The organism is Amphritea sp., from assembly GCF_016744155.1.
Lineage (GTDB): Bacteria > Pseudomonadota > Gammaproteobacteria > Pseudomonadales > Balneatricaceae > Amphritea.
The window spans coordinates 17737-36547 of the sequence record NZ_JADGEW010000026.1; the positions used below are offsets into that span (position 1 = coordinate 17737).

Annotated in this window: 10 protein-coding genes; all 10 read left to right on the forward strand. The window is 47.7% G+C overall.

The window, feature by feature from the left end; all coding sequences use genetic code 11:
- The first annotated feature begins 54 nt into the window (after positions 1–54).
- The 10 genes from QZZ54_RS16290 (at position 55) to gspD (ending at position 18446) form a co-directional block, all read left to right on the forward strand.
- Positions 55–5994 carry a hypothetical protein gene (locus QZZ54_RS16290; RefSeq protein ID WP_290704283.1) on the forward strand — a complete coding sequence of 1980 codons (5940 nt, stop codon included), beginning with the start codon at positions 55–57 and terminating at the stop codon, positions 5992–5994.
- Between the two features lie 68 nt (positions 5995–6062).
- Entirely contained in the window at positions 6063–7319 is a 1257-nt protein-coding gene (locus QZZ54_RS16295) for a multicopper oxidase domain-containing protein (RefSeq protein ID WP_290704286.1), read from the forward strand.
- Positions 7320–7343: 24 nt separating this feature from the next.
- A complete protein-coding gene (locus tag QZZ54_RS16300) occupies positions 7344–8702 on the forward strand; it encodes a multicopper oxidase family protein (protein WP_290704289.1) in 1359 nt (452 codons plus the stop codon).
- A 36-nt stretch (positions 8703–8738) separates the two neighbouring features.
- Complete coding sequence (locus QZZ54_RS16305; protein WP_290704292.1) at positions 8739–11168, forward strand: Ig-like domain-containing protein; 2430 nt, start codon at positions 8739–8741, stop codon at positions 11166–11168.
- Between the two features lie 321 nt (positions 11169–11489).
- Entirely contained in the window at positions 11490–11951 is a 462-nt protein-coding gene (locus tag QZZ54_RS16310) for a hypothetical protein (protein WP_290704295.1), read from the forward strand.
- Between the two features lie 16 nt (positions 11952–11967).
- On the forward strand, positions 11968–13995 hold the full coding sequence (locus tag QZZ54_RS16315) for a S8 family serine peptidase (RefSeq protein ID WP_290704298.1): 2028 nt from the start codon (positions 11968–11970) through the stop codon (positions 13993–13995).
- A gap of 75 nt (positions 13996–14070) precedes the next feature.
- The gene (locus QZZ54_RS16320; protein WP_290704301.1) at positions 14071–15180 is read left to right on the forward strand and encodes a PilN domain-containing protein; all 1110 of its coding nucleotides are present in this window, start codon (positions 14071–14073) and stop codon (positions 15178–15180) included.
- Positions 15164–15754: a type II secretion system protein GspM gene (gene gspM, locus QZZ54_RS16325; protein ID WP_290704304.1), complete on the forward strand. Its 591-nt coding sequence runs from the start codon at positions 15164–15166 to the stop codon at positions 15752–15754. The genes QZZ54_RS16320 and gspM overlap by 17 nt, the downstream gene beginning before the upstream one ends.
- Positions 15751–16332, forward strand: a complete 582-nt coding sequence (locus QZZ54_RS16330; RefSeq protein ID WP_290704306.1) for a hypothetical protein — start codon at positions 15751–15753, stop codon at positions 16330–16332. Before gspM ends, QZZ54_RS16330 begins: the two co-directional genes overlap by 4 nt.
- A gap of 20 nt (positions 16333–16352) precedes the next feature.
- On the forward strand, positions 16353–18446 hold the full coding sequence (gene gspD, locus QZZ54_RS16335) for a type II secretion system secretin GspD (protein WP_290704307.1): 2094 nt from the start codon (positions 16353–16355) through the stop codon (positions 18444–18446).
- Positions 18447–18811 lie beyond the last annotated feature (365 nt).

The following is an 18811-nucleotide window of genomic DNA, read 5'->3' on the forward strand; positions in this document are numbered from 1 at the left end:
AAGCCGAAATAACGAAGACTCATACAGAGATTAACAAGAGGGGGGCTTAACGCCATGTCTTGTTTCAAAAAGCTTAAACGACAATCCAGTGACGGAGCACATAAAGCAGCATTTGGCTGCTCTCTGCTCTTCGCCAGTATTTTCGCAATTTCAACGGTGCAGGCTCAACCGGTTAATATAAACGTAGTAACACCGGACCCTGCGAATCCTGCTAACTTTTTGCCCGTGGACGGTTTCCGCTGGCTTATCGAGGAAGACAACACTTGGGATATCAAACCTGGAGTCCCTCTCGGTGAAACCCTGGCAACAGGCTTTCATAGCAGCTACTCACCACTAGCAGCTAAAGGCGAATCAGCTATAGGCAATACTGCTCAGGTTGTATCAGATAACCTGGACGATACCAAACGCTACTTCATTAGCGTTACGCCCCATCAGGGCTATACCATCGGTGGCGCAGAAATTGAGGCTGGCGATAGTGAAGTTCAGGTAATTGTAAATGCACTGCCCATTCCAACAGCGCAGTTCTCAGTATTCGTCTTCGAAGATTTCAGTCCGATCAACGGTGCACCAGACCTGCCTGAAGAAAATCCGGCAATCAGTGTTAACCCTTCCCGTATCAATGAGCCAGATCTTGGCCACTTTGATCCAACGCAATTTCATATCGTTGTTGAAGAAGCGGGTGGTCGTTACGGTGCCACTGGCGGACCGGTAACTCAGGACGCTTTCGGTAACCCTCTGGGTACTGATTATCTCTATGATGCTCAGGGCAATGCCGTCTTAGATATCGATGGGGCTCCCTCGGTAGTGACAATGGGTGACGGTATTATCAACCCAGCCGCCGACGGTAGCGTGCTGATAAAAAACCTGGCACCTGCTAAGTATGGCATTCTAATCACGCCGCCTGCAGGCGGAGGCTGGGTTCAAACCTCAACGATCGAAGGTAGTAAAGTCATCGACATTTGGCCGTCGGCTAACGAACCTTCTTACTTCACTGAGTTCGGCCCTCCAGGGTTCCATGCATTTGTTGGCTTCACTAAGGAAAGTGAAGATACTGCATTCAAAACAGATAACGCCGGTAGCGCGACAATTCTGGGACAGGTCATGAACAACCATATGACCCGCCCACCGGAGTCTGGTTTTTTCAATGGCGACCCCTTCCCAAGTTGCTGGGTTGGTCTGAACCGCACCGGTGGTCAGACAGCTATTGACGTCCAACCATGCGATGAAAACAGTAACTTCACCTTTAACAATATTCCTCCTGGCAGCTACAGCGTAGCTATTTGGGATGCCAACCTTGATGTTGTTATTGCACAGCAGACGGTCACCGTGCCTAATACACCAAATGCCGTTATCGATCTGGCTGATATTGCAGTATTCGGCTGGTTCGCCAAGCTCAGTACCAGCATATTTAACGACATGAACCAAAATGGTTTTCGCGATCCAGGTGAAACAAATCTTGGGGCTGACTCCTCTGCTGTCAACCTACGCTTCAGGAACGGTACCATTTATCAGTCTTTTGCTGTCGATACCGAAGGTGAAGCACCATTCGATGAAATATTCCCATTCTTCCACTGGATAGTCGCCGAAGTCGATTTCGCAACATTGAAAGCGACAGGTGTTACCTATGTAGTGGATAACGGTGGCGAAGTACGCCCTGATAATGGCTGGGATGACCCAACTTTTGATAAGTTGAACCCACAACCACAGTTCTGTACTCAAGCACGTATCGATATTGCAGCGGATGCCGGCGATGCAGCTTGTGTTGGCGCAGCAGTTGGTGATCCTGCCATTAACCCTAATACGGCTAACAATCTGTCGACGACATTAACAGGACCAGTACTAACATTAGGTATGCAGGGTTTCCTGGGCCAGACAAGCCGTCTGGAATTCGGTAAAACCTTCTACGACTTTGCTTCCAAAGAAAACGGTGGCGTCTCCGGGATGGTCTTCTACGCAATTACACGGGCAGAAGATGACCCTCGCTATGCAGCTGCCGAAGAGTGGGAACCTGGTGTACCTCGGGTACAGCTAAACCTATACCGTGATGCGCTTAACGATGACATCATTGATAGCGCTGCCGGTGGCAATGTCAGCACCAACGCATTAACCGGTGCATCTGAACATGTTCGCCCAGACGTTGACCGCTATCCACTGGGTAACTTCCCAGGTACAGAAGATACCGACCACAACGGTAACGGCACATTCGATCTCGGTGACGCTATTCAGGTAACCTGGACCGATAGCTGGGATGACTCAAACCCAACCGCTTGTCAGGGTGACAACTTTACAGCCCACCCAGAACTGGCAACTCAAGGCGGTGACTTTACAACGGACTGTCACGATGGTCTGCGTAATTTCAATCAGGTCACCAACGGCGTCTTTGACGGTGGTTATGCCTTCGATTCCTATATTGATGCGACTACAGGCGAAGAAATCGACGGTTTACCCGTTGGAAAATATATCGTAGAGGCCGTTACTCCTCCAGGCTACGAGCTGATGAAAGAAGAGGATCGTAACGTCGACTATGGCGACAGCTATACTCCTGCGCCTCTGCAACTGCCACCTGAGTGTGTCGGTGACAATCACATAGTTCCTCCTTACATGAGCTATCAGACCGACGGCAATGGTAACCCTCTAGTTGGCACAACAGCTGATCCAGCACCATTTGCCGGACAGAACAAGCCATTTTGTGATCGTAAATCAGTAGCACTAACCCGCGGCAAGAACGCTGCAGCGGACTTCTTCCTGTTCACCGACGTACCCATTGCTGCTCATGTAGTGGGTGGTATTCTGGATGACATTGCTAACGAGTTCGACCCTAATTCACCAAACTTCGGTGAAAAGTATGCACCACCATGGCTACCTGTTTCTTTCCGTGACTGGACTGGCCGTGAGATCCTGCGTACCTATTCCGATGAATGGGGTAAGTTCAACGCACTGCTGCCTTCAAGCTACTCTGTGCATCTACCCATGCCTACAGGCCTGTCACCTAACATGATTACAGCCTGTATGAATGACGCCAGCCCAGTTTTCAATTCGGTGTCTGGTCGCTTAGAGAAAGATCCATTCCATAATCCTCAGTACAGCCAGTTCTGTTATACCTTCCAGTATCTGGCGGGTTCCACAACCTACCTGGATACTCCGGTAATACCTGTATCTGCGTTTGCCGGTCCAGACCAGTTCCCACTGGATTGCGCCCTGCCTACAGCAACACCTGGTATCTATACAGTTAACAGCAATAGTCTTGGAGGTCCTGTAGCCGCTATTGGCGAGACAGTGACTATCACATCTCAGGGTGCGGCTGTTGAAGTTGCAAACCCAGAGTACGATAGTACAGCGTCTACGACTAAGACTATCCTGAGAGATTACAGTTTCGGAACATCCGGCACTGTATCTCTGAATGGTACTGATATTCCTGTTGCTAGCTGGAGCCCAGACACTATTACGTTTGTTGTTCCCGTCGGTGCATCTACCGGTCAATTGGAAGTTATTAGTGCTGCGGGCGTTGAATCAGTTAACGCTGTAACCCTTAACATTGTTACCCCTGGTGACAATGTGGTTCACGTTTACCCTTCTAATAGCCTGACCGATACGCCTATTCAGGATGCTATTGATGCGCTTACCACTCAACCAGGTGATCTGATTCTGGTTCATCCAGGTGATTACCATGAAATGGTCATTATGCATAAACCGGTACGCCTGCAAGGCTTCGGTGCAGCATCCACGACTATAAACGCTGTCCGGGCTCCGGCTGCCAAGCTAGATACCTGGCGCGAGAAAGTCTACAACATGGCGGGTGTTGAATACGATCTGCTACCAGGTCAGGTACTGGGCGCGGCTAACACTGCTGGCCAGCTACCAGTCTTCGGCAACGAAGAAGGCCCTGGTATTCTAGTACTAGGTAACATTGGCGAATACGCTGCCAGCCAGTCCCGTATCGATGGTTTCGGTATTACTGGCGCCGTTCAGGGCGGTGGTATTCTGCTCGGTGGCTACATCGAAAATATGGAGATCAGTAACAACGATGTCTACACCAATTCCGGTAACTTCGGTGGTGGTATCCGCGTCGGTTACCCAACCCTGACCAACACTATCAATGATGCTTTGGTCCATGTTGATGCTGACAACAACAATGTCAACATACACAACAACCAGATCAGTCGAAACGGTGGTATGGGTGGTGCCGGTGGTGGTATAGCACTCTACACAGGTAGTGATAACTACCAGATCACTGACAACATGATCTGCGGTAACTTTGCTGCCGGTAACGGCGCTGGTATTGGTCATCAGGGCCTGAGTAACAACGGTCTTATCGCTGATAACACAATTGCTTACAACCAGTCCTTTACTCAGGGTCTGGAGAAGCATGGTGGTGGTATCTTCTTAGGTGGTAAGGAAGGCCTGGAAGGCGCTAACGGTGTTCAACAAACACCAGGTAGCGGGTCAGTCCTGATCGAAGGCAATATGATCATGGGCAACCAGGCTGGCGCTGGTAGCGGTGGTGGTATTAGTCTGGCGTTTGTTAACGGTGCTGATGTAGAAGCTAACCCTTTGCTTAGCAGTCTATGGCACAACATCAAACTGTATGACAATATCATTGTAAATAATATGGCTGGTCGTGATGGTGGCGGTGTTTCCATGCATGATGCCAGCGCTGTAAGCATGATTCATAATACCATCGCTTATAACGACAGCACTGCAACCGTTGCTGCTACTATTAACCCTGCTTTGAACGGTATTAGCGACTCTACACCTCAACCGGGTGCAGGTATCGCTTCCCATCGTCACACTGCAGCACTGGCAACTTCAGCCGCTCAAACCCACTCCGATCCAGAGCTGGTAAACAATATTATCCTGCGTAACCGCAGTTTCTTCTGGCGTATAGATACCCTGGCCTCTCCACAGGTCTTTAGTCTGGTACCTAACATCGCCAACAATGAAGCACCGGTTTACAGCGATATCGCCGTTGTAGATGATCTTGGACTGTTCCTAAATCCGAAGAACTCTCTGCTAACTGATATCCTTGAAAACGCAGGCTATGCAGGCAATCAATTAGCTGCAAATACTGATGTAGTCTTCACCGATCCCCTTGCAAATGGTCAGCCTGGCCAGACTCTGGTTATGCAAGAACAGACGACCAACATCAATGTTGCAGCCGCCTTGGATGAAGGAGGCAATTTCATCGATGTTCGCTTTGGCCCGCTAACTCTGGATACAGCCCTGCGTGGCAACTATCGCCTGGCTGACAACGCCAGTAACGACGCAATCGATAATGGTTTAATCGATATCTTGGTTAGCAACGACAATCTGGTTAATGATGATTTCTACGGTACACCACGTTATTACAACGGCGGCCCTGAAATCGGCGCAGAGGAACTACCCAACGGCATTCTGACAACGCCAACCGCAACACCTCTGCCTGTTGCTGTAGATGACATTCGCCGAGTTGTTCGTTCCGGTCCTGCAGGTGATCTTCAGGCATTTACTCTGAATATCAACAACCTGCTGCGTAACGACATCGATGCGACTGGCTGGGGTAATGCTGCACCTGTTGTTGGCAGTGAAACCGGTGGTAGTGTCTTAACCTGGGGTTCACCAACCGCTAGAAAGTTCACGCTGCGCACGCCAGCAGGGCGTCGTTCAGTAGGACAGTTTAGCTTCCAGTACAAGGCTTCTCACGACCCTGCCGCTAATGCTGCAACCGTGGTGGTGAACAAAGATATTTCTGTTCGCCGCGCCTTTGCCCGGGTCCGTAACAACGGTGATGTGCGCTGGCGCTTCAACGGCTGGACAACCTTCCCTGCCGATACTCGCATCCGCTTGTATATGAATGGTAATGCCTCTGGTACTCCATTTGCTGACTGGGATCTTGATCGAGCCGATGGTCGCTGGATCTACGCTGAAAACCAAGGTCCAAACCCAACCGGGGTTACTGAAGTAAGTGTTCGAATCGGTAACCGTACACTCAAACATATTCCACTGGATATCCGATAACAGTCATTGCGGCCGATATACCGGCCGCAACCTGACAGGTATCAGCTCAAGTTCAAAGGAGCGAAACCATGAACAAGAAAGCAATAAGTCTGATGGTCAGAACCGTTATTGCCGGTGCGATGATCAGCAGCGCGGGCATCGCCAGCGCTACCGTCTATTCACAATGTCCCGGCGACCTGAACGGCGATGGTGACAATATTGATGCCGGAGAAAACTCAACGGCAAAATGTATGCACTTAACCGGTGGTGATGGTTATATTCAAATGGCTGATGATAGCCCCCACCCCTTATATATGTTCGGCTTTGCTGATTTAACCGGCACCCCTGATGATCAAATCATGACAGAAGGTGTATTAGCTGCGGAGTTCCCTGCCCCTAATATCGTACTAGACCAAGGGGAAGAATTTTACCTAACCCTGTCTAACGTAGGCATGGTAATGCGGCCAGACCTGTTCGATCCACATACCGTTCACTTCCACGGTTTTCCTAACGCATCTTCAATTTTTGATGGTCTACCGGATACCGCTGTGTCCATCAACATGGGTGCAAGCCTGACCTATTACTACAATGTGCAAGAACCCGGCACCTATATGTATCACTGTCACGTAGAGGCAACTGAGCATATGCAGATGGGTATGTTGGGTAACCTATATGTGCACCCGGCGCAAAATAAGAACTATAGCCCGGCGGCTCCACTGGAGTACCCCGTGGGGTCAGGACGGCAATATCACAAATTCGTATACAACGATGGTGATGGTTCCACCGGCTACGATGTTGAAGTACCAATCCAGATGGGCTCTTTCGACTCCGCTTTCCATGATGCCAGTGAATCAGTGCAACCTCTACCTTTCGCAGAGATGGCTGATAACTACCCGATGCTGAATGGGCGGGGTTATCCAGACACTGTTATTCAAGGTGATCTGCCCTCTGTTGATATTCACCTAACCGATGGACAGCCATTCAAACCTGGCCGGACAACACAAAAGGTTTCTAGCCATATTGAAGCGGACCAGGGTGAAAAAATATTAGTCCGTCTGTCAAACCTGAATGTCACCCGTTTCTACTCTCTGAATACTCTGGGTATTCCGATGCAGGTAGTCGGGGTTGGTGCGAAACAGCATATCGGGCCCACCGGTAAAAAACTGTATTACAAAACCAATTCCGTCACTCTTGGTGGCGGTGAGGCGCTCGACATAATGCTGGATACTGCTGATGTCTCACCAGGCAAATATTATCTTTACACCGGTAATTTAAATTATCTGAGCAATGGTAATGAAGACTTTGGTGGAATGATGACCGAAATCATAGTCAACGCACCTATCTAAGTTGAGCAGGCAAGGAGAACTATTATGAAATTATTACGCAGCTTTGCCGCGCTGACCAGCACTCTGGTGCTGACAGCCGCCAGCTGGACGGCGCAGGCAGAGATAATCGGCATCGAGGGTACTACCACCGATGGCCACCAGAAAATCTTTAACCTTGAAGCTGGTAACGCCGCCATCAGCACACCTGATGGTGACAGTCTTCTAATCTGGGCATACGGCGATATGGATAACTCAGCATCAGCAGTGCAATATCCAGGTCCGACAATTATTGTCCATGAAGGTGATGCGGTCACGATAAACCTGACGAACAAAGATATCGGCGAGCCCGTATCTATTGTGTTCCCGGGACAAACCAACATCGCAGCTGTAGTTTCCAATGACCTTGGTATAGACGGCACGGGCGATCGGGTAGTACTGACAGAGGAAGCCAGTATGGGTGAAACTGTCACTTATAGCTTTACTGCCAGTAAGCCTGGTACCTACCTCTACCACAGCGGTTCAAATCCTGATCTACAGGTTGAAATGGGGTTAACCGGTGCCATGATCATACGTCCTGCTGTCAACCCTGACACCCAGGCATATAACAGCGCAGACACTACCTATGATCATGAATACCTTTACTTCCTGACTGAGATGGATCCCTCTATCCACCAGGCAATGGATTTTGGCCTAACGCCAGATACCAGTAACTATAAGCCGGTACTCTGGTTTATGAATGGCCGTAATGGCCCCGATACCTTGTTTGATAACAATGTCGGCTGGATGCCTCATCAACCTTACAGTTCTCTGACTAGAATGCACCCCGGTGACAAAGTCTTGTTACGCATTATCGGAGCTGGCCATGATATGCATCCTCTGCATACCCATGGTAACCACTTCTTGCAGGTTGCCCGTGACGGTCAGGTTCTTACCAGTGATCCAGTCAACGTAAATACCGTCGGTGCTGACCTGGCCTTTAGTGATTACACTCAACAGGTTCTACCTGGCGCAACTTACGATGCCATTTTCGAATGGACCGGCAGAAATATGGGCTGGGACATCTATGGTCATACCGATGGTAGCGGCGCTCTTTGTGATGGTTTGCCAGGCCCTAGCAACGGAACAGACCCGGTATCCTTTGAGGATTGCCGATACCACAACGTGCCTGTCCCCGTTACGCTTCCGGAAAATCTTGACCTTACTTTCGGTGGTTTTTACAGCGGTAGTCCCTTCCTCGGCGCCATGGAGTCTCTGCCTCCCGGTGAAGGTGGACTGAACCTGAACGGTGGCCTGTTCTTCATGTGGCATTCCCACACTGAGAAAGAGCTGGTCAATAACGACATATTCCCAGGCGGCATGATGACCATGCTGATTATTGAACCACCTGGCGTACCAATCCCTTAGGGTTGGCATCAGAGAACAAGGATAAGGAGTCTTATTATGAATACCTTGAGATACTCCGCTTTGCTAATCGGATCCCTGATGCTGACATCTGGTTCGGTTCAAGCGGTAACCTACGACATCTGTGTAGGTACAACATCAACAATAGTCCCGTCGGGTGATGGTTCACCTGATATAGGGATTCCAATGTGGGGTTATGGTATAGAAGACGGAGGTAGCTGCAGTAGCGCTTCCGTACCTGGACCACAAATCATCGTGCCTGAAGGCGATACCTCACTAACAATAAATCTGCGTAATACACTGACAAGTGCTGCCACCTCGATAATGATTCCTGGACAAGGCCTGCCTGATATAGGCGGTGTTCCGGTAACCTTTACCGATGCTCAGTCGCGCCAACGGGTTAGCTCATTTGTTTCTCAGGTGAACTCCGGCGGCGGTACTGGCACCTATACCTGGAATAATATCAGGCCAGGCACTTATCCCTATCAGTCCGGCACCCATGTTCAAGTGCAGGTACAGATGGGTCTGTATGGAGCAATGACTCAAAAAGACAGTGCTACCACGGCCTATCCAGGCATCAACTATGATCAAGAAAGCCTACTGATCTACAGTGCAATCGATCCTGTTCTGCATTCAACAGTCGATGCCGGAAACTACGGACCAACTGGCACTATGACCAGTACCATTAACTATCAGCCTAAATACTTCCTCGTGAATGGCCAGCCTTATACTACAGGTAGCTTACCTGCAGATATCGGTCCTTCAGGCAGTACTACGCTATTACGAATGATCAATATGGATCTGGATACCCATGCACCAATGCTGCTGGGGGGCTACATGGATGTGATAGCCGAATCAGGCTATCCATATCCGTACCCTCGTCGTCAGTATTCAGTGAATTTGGCTCCCGGACAGTCCAAAGACGCTCTACTGACTCTCGGTGAGGGCTCAACGGTACTATCGCTGTTTGACCGACGTCTGAATACCACCAATGCCGGTGGCACCGGTGGTGGTTTGGTGAATCAGTTCTCAGTTTCGGGTAGCGCAGCGGGTACTGATCCATTGTATTACTTCTCGCTGTTCAGAGGACTAAATGCTGGCGGAGTAACCGCCGTACCTGGACTGGGTAATGTCGAAAACCGAGATATTGTCAGCTATAACCCTGCCGATGGCACCTGGGCAACTGTACTGGATGGTTCTGACTTCAATCTAGTTCGTTCCAATGGATCAACCATGGCGAACATCGATGCTCTGCATGTATTTGCTGATGGTCGCATGTTGCTGTCGTTCGACACGCCAACCATTGTGCCCGGAGTCGGTGGGACCGGTGTTGTCGATGATTCAGATCTGGTGATATTTGATCCTTCACTGACTAGTAACAGTTTCAGCATCGCCTACACTGGTACCCAGTTACAACTGACCAGTGGTGCTGAAGATATCAATGCACTCAGTCTTGATGTTAACGGTGATCTGCAGGTTTCAACTATCGGTAATGTCATTATCGATGGTGTGACCATCGCCACGGATGAAGATGTTATACGCTTCAGTCAGGCAACCCGAACCTGGGAAGTGATGTTTGATGGTAGCGATCTAAGCACTGACTTCACGGCCAACGCTGCAGATATCGATGCATTATCGCATCCGGATGCAAATCAGCTGCTGATGAGCATTTTAGGCAATAAAAACCCGCTTGCGGGGGTTAATGCTAGGGATGAAGATGTACTGCTTTACAGCGGCAGCTTCGGCCTTAACAATACGACTGGTCTATTGGAGACCCGGTTGGATATGACGGCTGTCACTGGGGCTTTACCTGGCAATGCAGATATCAGCGCAATGAGCTGGAGTAACGGTTTGCCATACGATAACAGCCCGCCAATACCTGCTGATGACAGCTATTCGCTGGATCTGCGGCTTAATCCGACACTCATTGTTACTGCACCCGGTGTACTGGCAAACGATATGGATCCGGACATGAACAGCCTCTCTGTTCAACCGGCAGTTGTCACCACTACGCTAGGCGGTAGTCTGGATATCGCTATCAACGGTAGCTTCACTTATACACCAGCGATAACCGCTGGAGTTGATAGTGCAGACTACACAGTGATCGATGGGGTTGGTGGTTCAGAAGTGGGAAGTATTACCTTCAATGTTGAGACCTCAGCGGCTCCAACGAATGAACCTCCTGTTGGTAAAATTGACCGGGTATCTACGCCTAAAAATATCACTCTGGTGATTGATGTACTGGCGAACGATACCGATACCACCGGCGTAATCGATCCCGCATCTGTTGTGATCACTTTGCAACCTAAGCGTGGCGGTACAATCAATGGTATCAATACGTCTACCGGCGAAATCACCTTCACTCCTGCAGTAAACTTTATAGGTACTGATGTGTTCAAGTACAAAGTTAGTGATGACGGTGGTCTTACTTCTACTGCGGTGAAAGTCCGTGTCAACGTAACCAACTAACCCCCCCCAGCAAGCAGCGTCCAAGGCTGGACAACTGTTTGCCAAAGGGGAGCCTTTCGGCTCCCCTTTTTTTTTGGCAAAAAAAAAGATCAATTCTCAAAAGTAAAAAAAACGGCTGATAACGCCTGTCGCAAATGAGAGATGCTTCACCTAAATCACAGAGCAAGACTAATGTCTCCAAAAAACAACATACCTAAGGCACTGATTTAAAAAGAAAAACAAAACAAAATCAACAACATGGCCTATTATTTGCGTATATTTTATAAAGCAGACTGTCAGGGAAATAGAGACAGTTTGAGATTATTACTAGGGGGGAAAGCGATGAACAGCTTTTTCAAGATCAAAAAAAATTCCTGGCTGAACCTAATACTGCTCTGTTTCGCGGTACAGCTTTTTCAGCCTGCAGTTGCATCTGAGATATTACCAGAGCAAGCACAGACAGCTCTGGAGGAAGAATGGGGTATCAGAGTGATGTCTCTACGCCATTCAGCCGCAGGTTATATGCTGGACTTCCGCTATCGTGTTACCGACCCGGTCAAAGCAAAGGAAATCCTTAACCGAAAAATCAAACCTCAGTTGATTGTCAGCAGCACCGGTAATCATTTGCAGGTACCCGCACCATCAAAACTAGGCCCCTTACGTCAGGCATCCAGAGTGCCCAGGGCAGACACAAACTACTTCATCTTCTTTGCCAACCCAAGTCGCCAGGTAAAAGCCGGCGATAAGGTAAGTATCCAGATCGGTAAACTGGAAATTTCTGGCTTGAAGGTCAGCAGTAGCTGAATACGGAGATATCAGCATGAACTCACTTATCCGACCACTCTGCTTTTCCTCTGCACTACTGTTTGCAGCAGTTAGTAACGCAGCTATTGTGTCAGAAGATCTGCAACAGCGCCTGGACTCAACGGGCAGTTTTGACTCCGTCGCAGTTATTCTTCAATTTAATGACCAGGTAAAAAATCAAAAGGCGCTACGTAAAGTTCGTAAAGCGATACGTCAACAATTAAGAGCTGACACCGATCTTACGAAAGCAGAAAAAAAGAAGCTACGTAAACTATTACGTTCACAGGTCATCAAGTCTCTGCGTCAGCAACTTAATACATCCAGAAAAAACCTGGATCCGTTGCTAGACTTTGCAGCCCAAGGGCAGATAAAAGACTTATGGCTAATAAACTCAGTGGCACTTACCCTGCCCGCCTATATGGTTGAGGCATTAGCTCAATTACCACAAATAAACACGCTTAGATCTGACCTCCTGACGGCAGCGCCAGGACAGATTTACACACCACCTTCTCCACCGGAATGGAACCTCGAGAGCATTAATGTTCCAAGCCTTTGGAGCCAGGGTATCACCGGCGATAGTGTTGTGGTCGCGATTATTGATACAGGTGTTGATGGTTCTCATCCAGATCTGATTACCCGCTTCCGTGGCGGCAGTAATGATTGGCTGGACATGCATGGTACCAGCACAACTCCAACCGACGGCTTTGGCCATGGTACCAACGTTACCGGCCTTATTCTCGGAGGTGACAGCTCTGGTACCGCAGTTGGTATGGCACCTAACGCTCAATGGATCGCTGCACGAGTGTTCGACAACTCAGGCTACGGATCACTGAGTGATCTGCACGCAGGCCTCCAGTGGGCACTGGACCCCGATGGCAACCCTAACACTGATGATGCACCCGATATTGTCAATAATTCTTGGGGGTTGCTCGATACAGTCGATACCTGTAATACTGAATTCCAAGCGGATATACAGTCCCTCAAAGATTCCGGCATCGCTGTTACCTTTGCTGCAGGAAACTCAGGACCGAACTCCAGCAGCAGCCTAAGCCCAGCCAACTTACCGGGAGTCATGTCAGTTGGTGCAGTAGATAATACTCTGACGGTCGCCAACAGCAGTAGTCGAGGGCCATCTCCTTGCGACATAACCGCAGTATTCCCAACGGTTTCGGCTCCCGGCATCGATGTGCAGACCACAGACCTATCCTACGGAACAGGCTACCCCGCCACGGCATGGGTCGGCGGTAGCTCATTCGCAGTCGCTCACGCCTCAGGTGTGATGGCACTGCTTAAAAGCGCAGTCCCAACAGCAACAGTTGCCAAGATGGAACAAGCCATCCGTGAAACTGCGGTTGATCTTGATGTTCCTGGTGTTGATGGTAATACCGGACATGGCTTGATCGATGCCCAAGCGGCATTAGTTAAACTTATAGAGATCACCACTCCTCCTGGCCCAACAAATACGGCACCACTTGGAACGGCTGATCAGTATGACGTTGACGAATCCTCAGTTTTTGTTGTGGCGACCGGCAGCGGTCTATTAAGCAATGACAGTGATCCAGACCAGGATAGTCTTAGCGCGCACCTGATTACACCACCTTTATATGGCAATGTAGTACTCAACACCGATGGTAGCTTTATCTATCAACACGGTGGCGGCACACAAACTGATATTTTTACCTATGTAGCGAATGATGGTTTAGCAGATAGTAATGCAACAACTGTGACATTGAATATTATTCCGACACCCATTGTAAATACCGCGCCTACTGCCGTGAAGGATGTATTTCGTGTGGCGAAAAACAGTACAACCGTACTGAATATTCTCACCAATGACACTGACGCTGAAAACAACATCAACCCAACATCAATAAAAATAGTACGTCAACCGACTAAAGGAGGAGCTGTTTCAGTCAATAACAACGGAACGGTCACCTATACTCCTAAGGAAGGTTTCAGAGGACGTGAAGTGTTTAAATATAAGATTTGGGATGATCTGGGCCTTCGTTCTAACGCTGGCAAAGTAGTGATACGAGTGAAATAACGATTAAAGCAACAGGGACCGTCGGCAGGATGCCAACGATGCCCTACTAATGCTGAATACCGGGGGGTTAACAGCATGACAACAGACAGATCAACAACGAGTTCGTCAGCTAAGCGACTTCAGGAAGCAACCACTTCCCTTTCAAAGGGGCTGAATTGGTGGTTTGGCAAACTTAATGAGGCATTACCAGCCCGGGTTAGATCCGGGTTACAGCAAGATAGGCTGAACCTTGTACTCGAATTTCAGGAACAACAACTGAAACTCAGCTCAGGAGGGCAACAGTGGCTATTATCTTCACCCTGGGACTCCAAAACGCTCCCTGAAGCACTGAAGAAAGTCATTTCCAAGGCCCAGTTCGTTACCCTGACCCTACCTCAGGATATGACCCTGAAAACCAGCATTTCGGTTCCCAGAAGTGCCCGGAACTATATTGATAATGTAGTGCGCTTCGAAATGGATCGTGTGACACCGTTCAAAGCTGACCAGGTTTATTATGATACTGGCGCTGTTATTGACGAACCTGGAACTGAGCAGTGTAGTGTTGAGCTCTATCTGGTACCTATTGATCAACTAAAAACCATTCTTGATCAGCTTAATCAGCTGAACATACAAGCTGATCGTGTGATCCCCCATGAATTCTTAAACAAACCAGCAAGTAACTTCAATCTGCTTTCTAAATCTGAAGAAACGGCGGTAAAAGCCAGATACCAACGTTTTCAATTTTCTCTTTTACTTATCAATTTACTGCTATTAGTAGCTGTTGTCTCACTACCTTTAATGGAAAAACAAAATCGTATTGACCAGCTCAAAGATCAAGTTGCTCAATTACGTTTACAGGCTGATGAGGTTTTCGATATTCGTGAAGAGCGCCAAATCCTTTTTAAGCAACAACAGGATTATGTTGAACTCAGACAACAACAAAACTCTACACTAAAGCTTATAGCGGAACTGACTCGCCTTCTGCCCGATACCGTCTGGCTTAACAAGATAGCGATGCAGGAAAGTGGCCTACGAATTCAAGGAGAATCGGGTAATGCATCAGAGTTAATCGCCCTGCTTCAGAACTCTGGCCAACTAACTGATGTAAGTTTCTTTTCACCGGTTACCCAGAACCCCCGCTCCGGTAAAGAGCGTTTCATGATCTCTGCACAACTGATGGAGAGAATAAATGATGCAGCTGAGTAATCAACAACAACGTATTTTAGCATGGGGTATTCTCGGCGTTTTATTGCTGTTAATTTACCTTTTGCTAATAGGCCCTGTGCTGAGTAAATATCAATTAGAGAATGAACGTATTGAAACGCTCACTGATCAGTTACAGCGTTATCAACGGCTAAGCGATAGTAAAGAGGGAGAGAAAGCACTGCTTAAACAAGTCAAGCAGGACTCTCCTCTTAATAGCTTTTTTCTAGCTGGAGAAACCCGTTCAGTGGTATCAGCAAAACTGCAGCAAAACCTAAAACAGATAATTTCCCAGACCGGTGGTCAGATAGTCAGCACACAAGGGCTACCTCAAACCTCTGATGATTACCAAAGCCTTCCAAGTGTGACACTTAAAGTGCAGCTTAAAGCGGGAATCGATGAACTTAAACTAATTCTATTTGCTCTGGAAACCAGCCGTCCCGGGCTCTATGTAGAAAATATCAGCATTAGCTCAACGCCAGTGCGCAACTCCAGTTATGCAAAAAGACAAGTCATGCGCCCTTTGGATATTAGGTTCAATCTAACAGGCTACACAACGGGGACGGATACGCTATGAAAACCGTAGGCTATCTTACCCCGCTGACTTACCTGCAATTGGCATTGATGGCTATATTGTTATTAGTACTTATCGCTCAGGCTTTCCTTCCCGCTACAGAACCTGAGCCCCTACCGGTCAATCAAACAATAACAGCCTCCCAACCAAGCAGTCTGCCCGCATTGTCAGACAATGAGTTTGAAATTGAGCAATTTGAAGAAATCAGTGAACGTCCGCTGTTTTATTCAACCCGTAGACCTCAGGAAATAAGTACGGCCATGACCGCCACCCGAAGCCCTAAAAGAACACCACAGCAAGACTGGACGCTTACTGGAATCATTCTTAACGGTGATAAGAACATCGCCCTTTTCAGCGCTATTCGTAAGAAAAAAAATGAATCATTGAGACACGGCATGAAATTGGGTGACTGGACCCTCGATCAGATTAATCCAGAAAGCGTCAGGTTTACTAAAGAAGGCCGCAAGATCGAAATGCAACTTATAAAACCTAGCCCTTCAAGGGCGCAGAACAGCGGTAGGTCATCATCACTGTTTATCAACCAAAGTCAGTACGGAAAAGTCGTACGACCAATGGAATAACGGCTTAGCAGGAGAATGTAATGAATAGTAAAAGCATAAGGATTGTACTGCCTCTGCTAGTCGCCATACTGGGTCTGACAGGATGTAATACCTCTCCAATTAACTCTGAAGAAGGCCTGCAACCAAACCAACCGATTGGGCAAACAATAAAGCAACGTAATGCAGCCAGGCAGATGGCGACGACAAGTAATCGCCAACAGATAAGTAATCTCAACCAGATTACACAAACTAAAAGTACTCCCAAGCGTTTTGAGATTGTATCCCAGGCTCGCCCGGCAATTAATAGCAGTAACAGAACCGAAAAAGGCAGTTCTGAGGGGAATATCACCCTGAATTTTAATAACACCGATATTCATGAAGTAGCAAAAACTATTCTGGGGGATATTCTTAACCGAAACTATTCTATCAATCCGGCTGTACAGGTAAAAGTATCTCTGCATACCAGCCAACCTCTTAACCGCGATGCATTGATACCGACTCTGGATTCTCTGCTCTTTATGCACGGAGCTGTCTTAAGGGATAACGGTAGCCTTATCGAAATAGTGCCACAGAGTAATACGTTGTCCGGAGGTGCTCCTCAATTTTCACTGAGTAATGATAAGGGCTTTCAAACCCTGGTAACGCCATTACGCTATATCTCCGCAAAAGAGATGGAAAAGATCCTCAAATCAGTTGCATCTGAAGGCGCACGGATTTCGGTAGATGAGCCCCATAACCTATTGATTATGACCGGCTCAAGAACTGAACTAAACACCCTACTTTCTACCATTGAGACTTTTGATGTAAATCAATTACGGGGAATGTCTATTGGATTGTTCCGACTGCAGTCCGTTGATACGCGAACAATATTGAGTGAACTGGAAAGCATTTTTGGTGACAGAGCATCTGGCCCAATGGCAGGATTAGTCAAATTTGTACCCATCGAACGACTCAATACAATTATGATCATTACTCCACAACAACAGTATCTTAAAAGCGCTCAACAGTGGATTGAACGACTAGACAAAATGGATAATTTAGCAAGCACCTCTCTCCATGTTTATAAGGTCAAATACGGTAAAGCTGAACACCTGGCCAGTATGCTTGATCAGCTATTTGAAGGTCAGCGCTCTTCGAACCAGGGTAGCGGACCCCGTTCTCCATCTCCTACGGTTGCAGCACCCGGAACTCCAAATGCTGCAATTAACAGTCTGGGTCAATTAACGCCTATCGCGCGTCAGGGATCTCTACAAAACCTTGGGGATATCAGTATTATTGCTGATCAGGAAAATAATTCTCTATTGGTTCTAGCAACTCAGGCAGACTATTCAGTCGTTGAATTGGCACTACAAAAACTAGATGTATTGCCGCAGCAAGTATTAGTAGAAGCGACAATCGTGGAAGTTAAGCTCTCCGGTGACTTGAAATATGGTATCGATTGGTTCTTTAAGAACGGTTTTGGTAACGGCGATACTGGCAACGGATCCCTGACCAGCCCACAGAGCTCTACCGGTTTCAAATATCAGGTATTGGACAAGTTAAATAATCCTCTGGCCTTGTTAACAGCCCTGGCATCGGATAGCCGAATAAATGTTATCTCCTCTCCTTCTCTGATGGTAATGGACAACCAGTCCGCCTCTATAAAAGTAGGAGACCAGGTACCCATCTCTACATCTGAAACAACTAATACCTCTAATAACAGCAGTAATCTGATCACAACCTCAGTTCAGTATCGAGATACCGGTGTTCTACTGGAAGTAACACCGCAAATCAAAGAGGGTGGAATGGTTGTGCTTGAGATCAATCAGGATGTCAGTGACGCCTCTGTTACTACCTCGTCAGGCATTCAGTCACCAACTATTAATCAACGCCAAATTAAAACTACAGTAGCAGTACAAAGTGGTGAAACGCTGGTACTCGGCGGGCTGATTCGAGAAAACAAAGATTTGGGCAACGCAGGCGTTCCTGGAATTAAGGATGTACCCGTCCTTGGTTTCTTCTTCGGTTCTTCCAGTGAAACCAGCCGTCGAACTGAACTTGTTGTGATGATCACACCAACAGCCATTAAAGGACGTAATCAAGCCAGAGAAGTCACGGAAGAGTTCAAACGCCAGATGAAAGAACTTAACCTTTGAACCCAAGAGTTCCACACAACTTACTGACTCAAATAAGAGACATTTTATTTATGCAGCCGTTAACAATAAGTATTGAACAACTGGTGTAATCTTTATAAAGGCGGCGTATTTCGGGCTTTTTACTACATTTAGGCAACCAGACAGATACCCAAAATGAGATGTCTCTTTTTTGCAACATAGCATCCATTGCGTTATAGTGAATGTAATTATGAAAGAAGAAAGAGACTTTCTCAGTCCCATGCAGATTTGACCAGATCATAATCTATCTGCGTCAGAAAAGTGCTCTAGTTAACAGTAAAAAAACATACCGAAACCTGTTTGATCATTTACACAAACAGATTTCTATAGCCTTATAAAAAACTGTG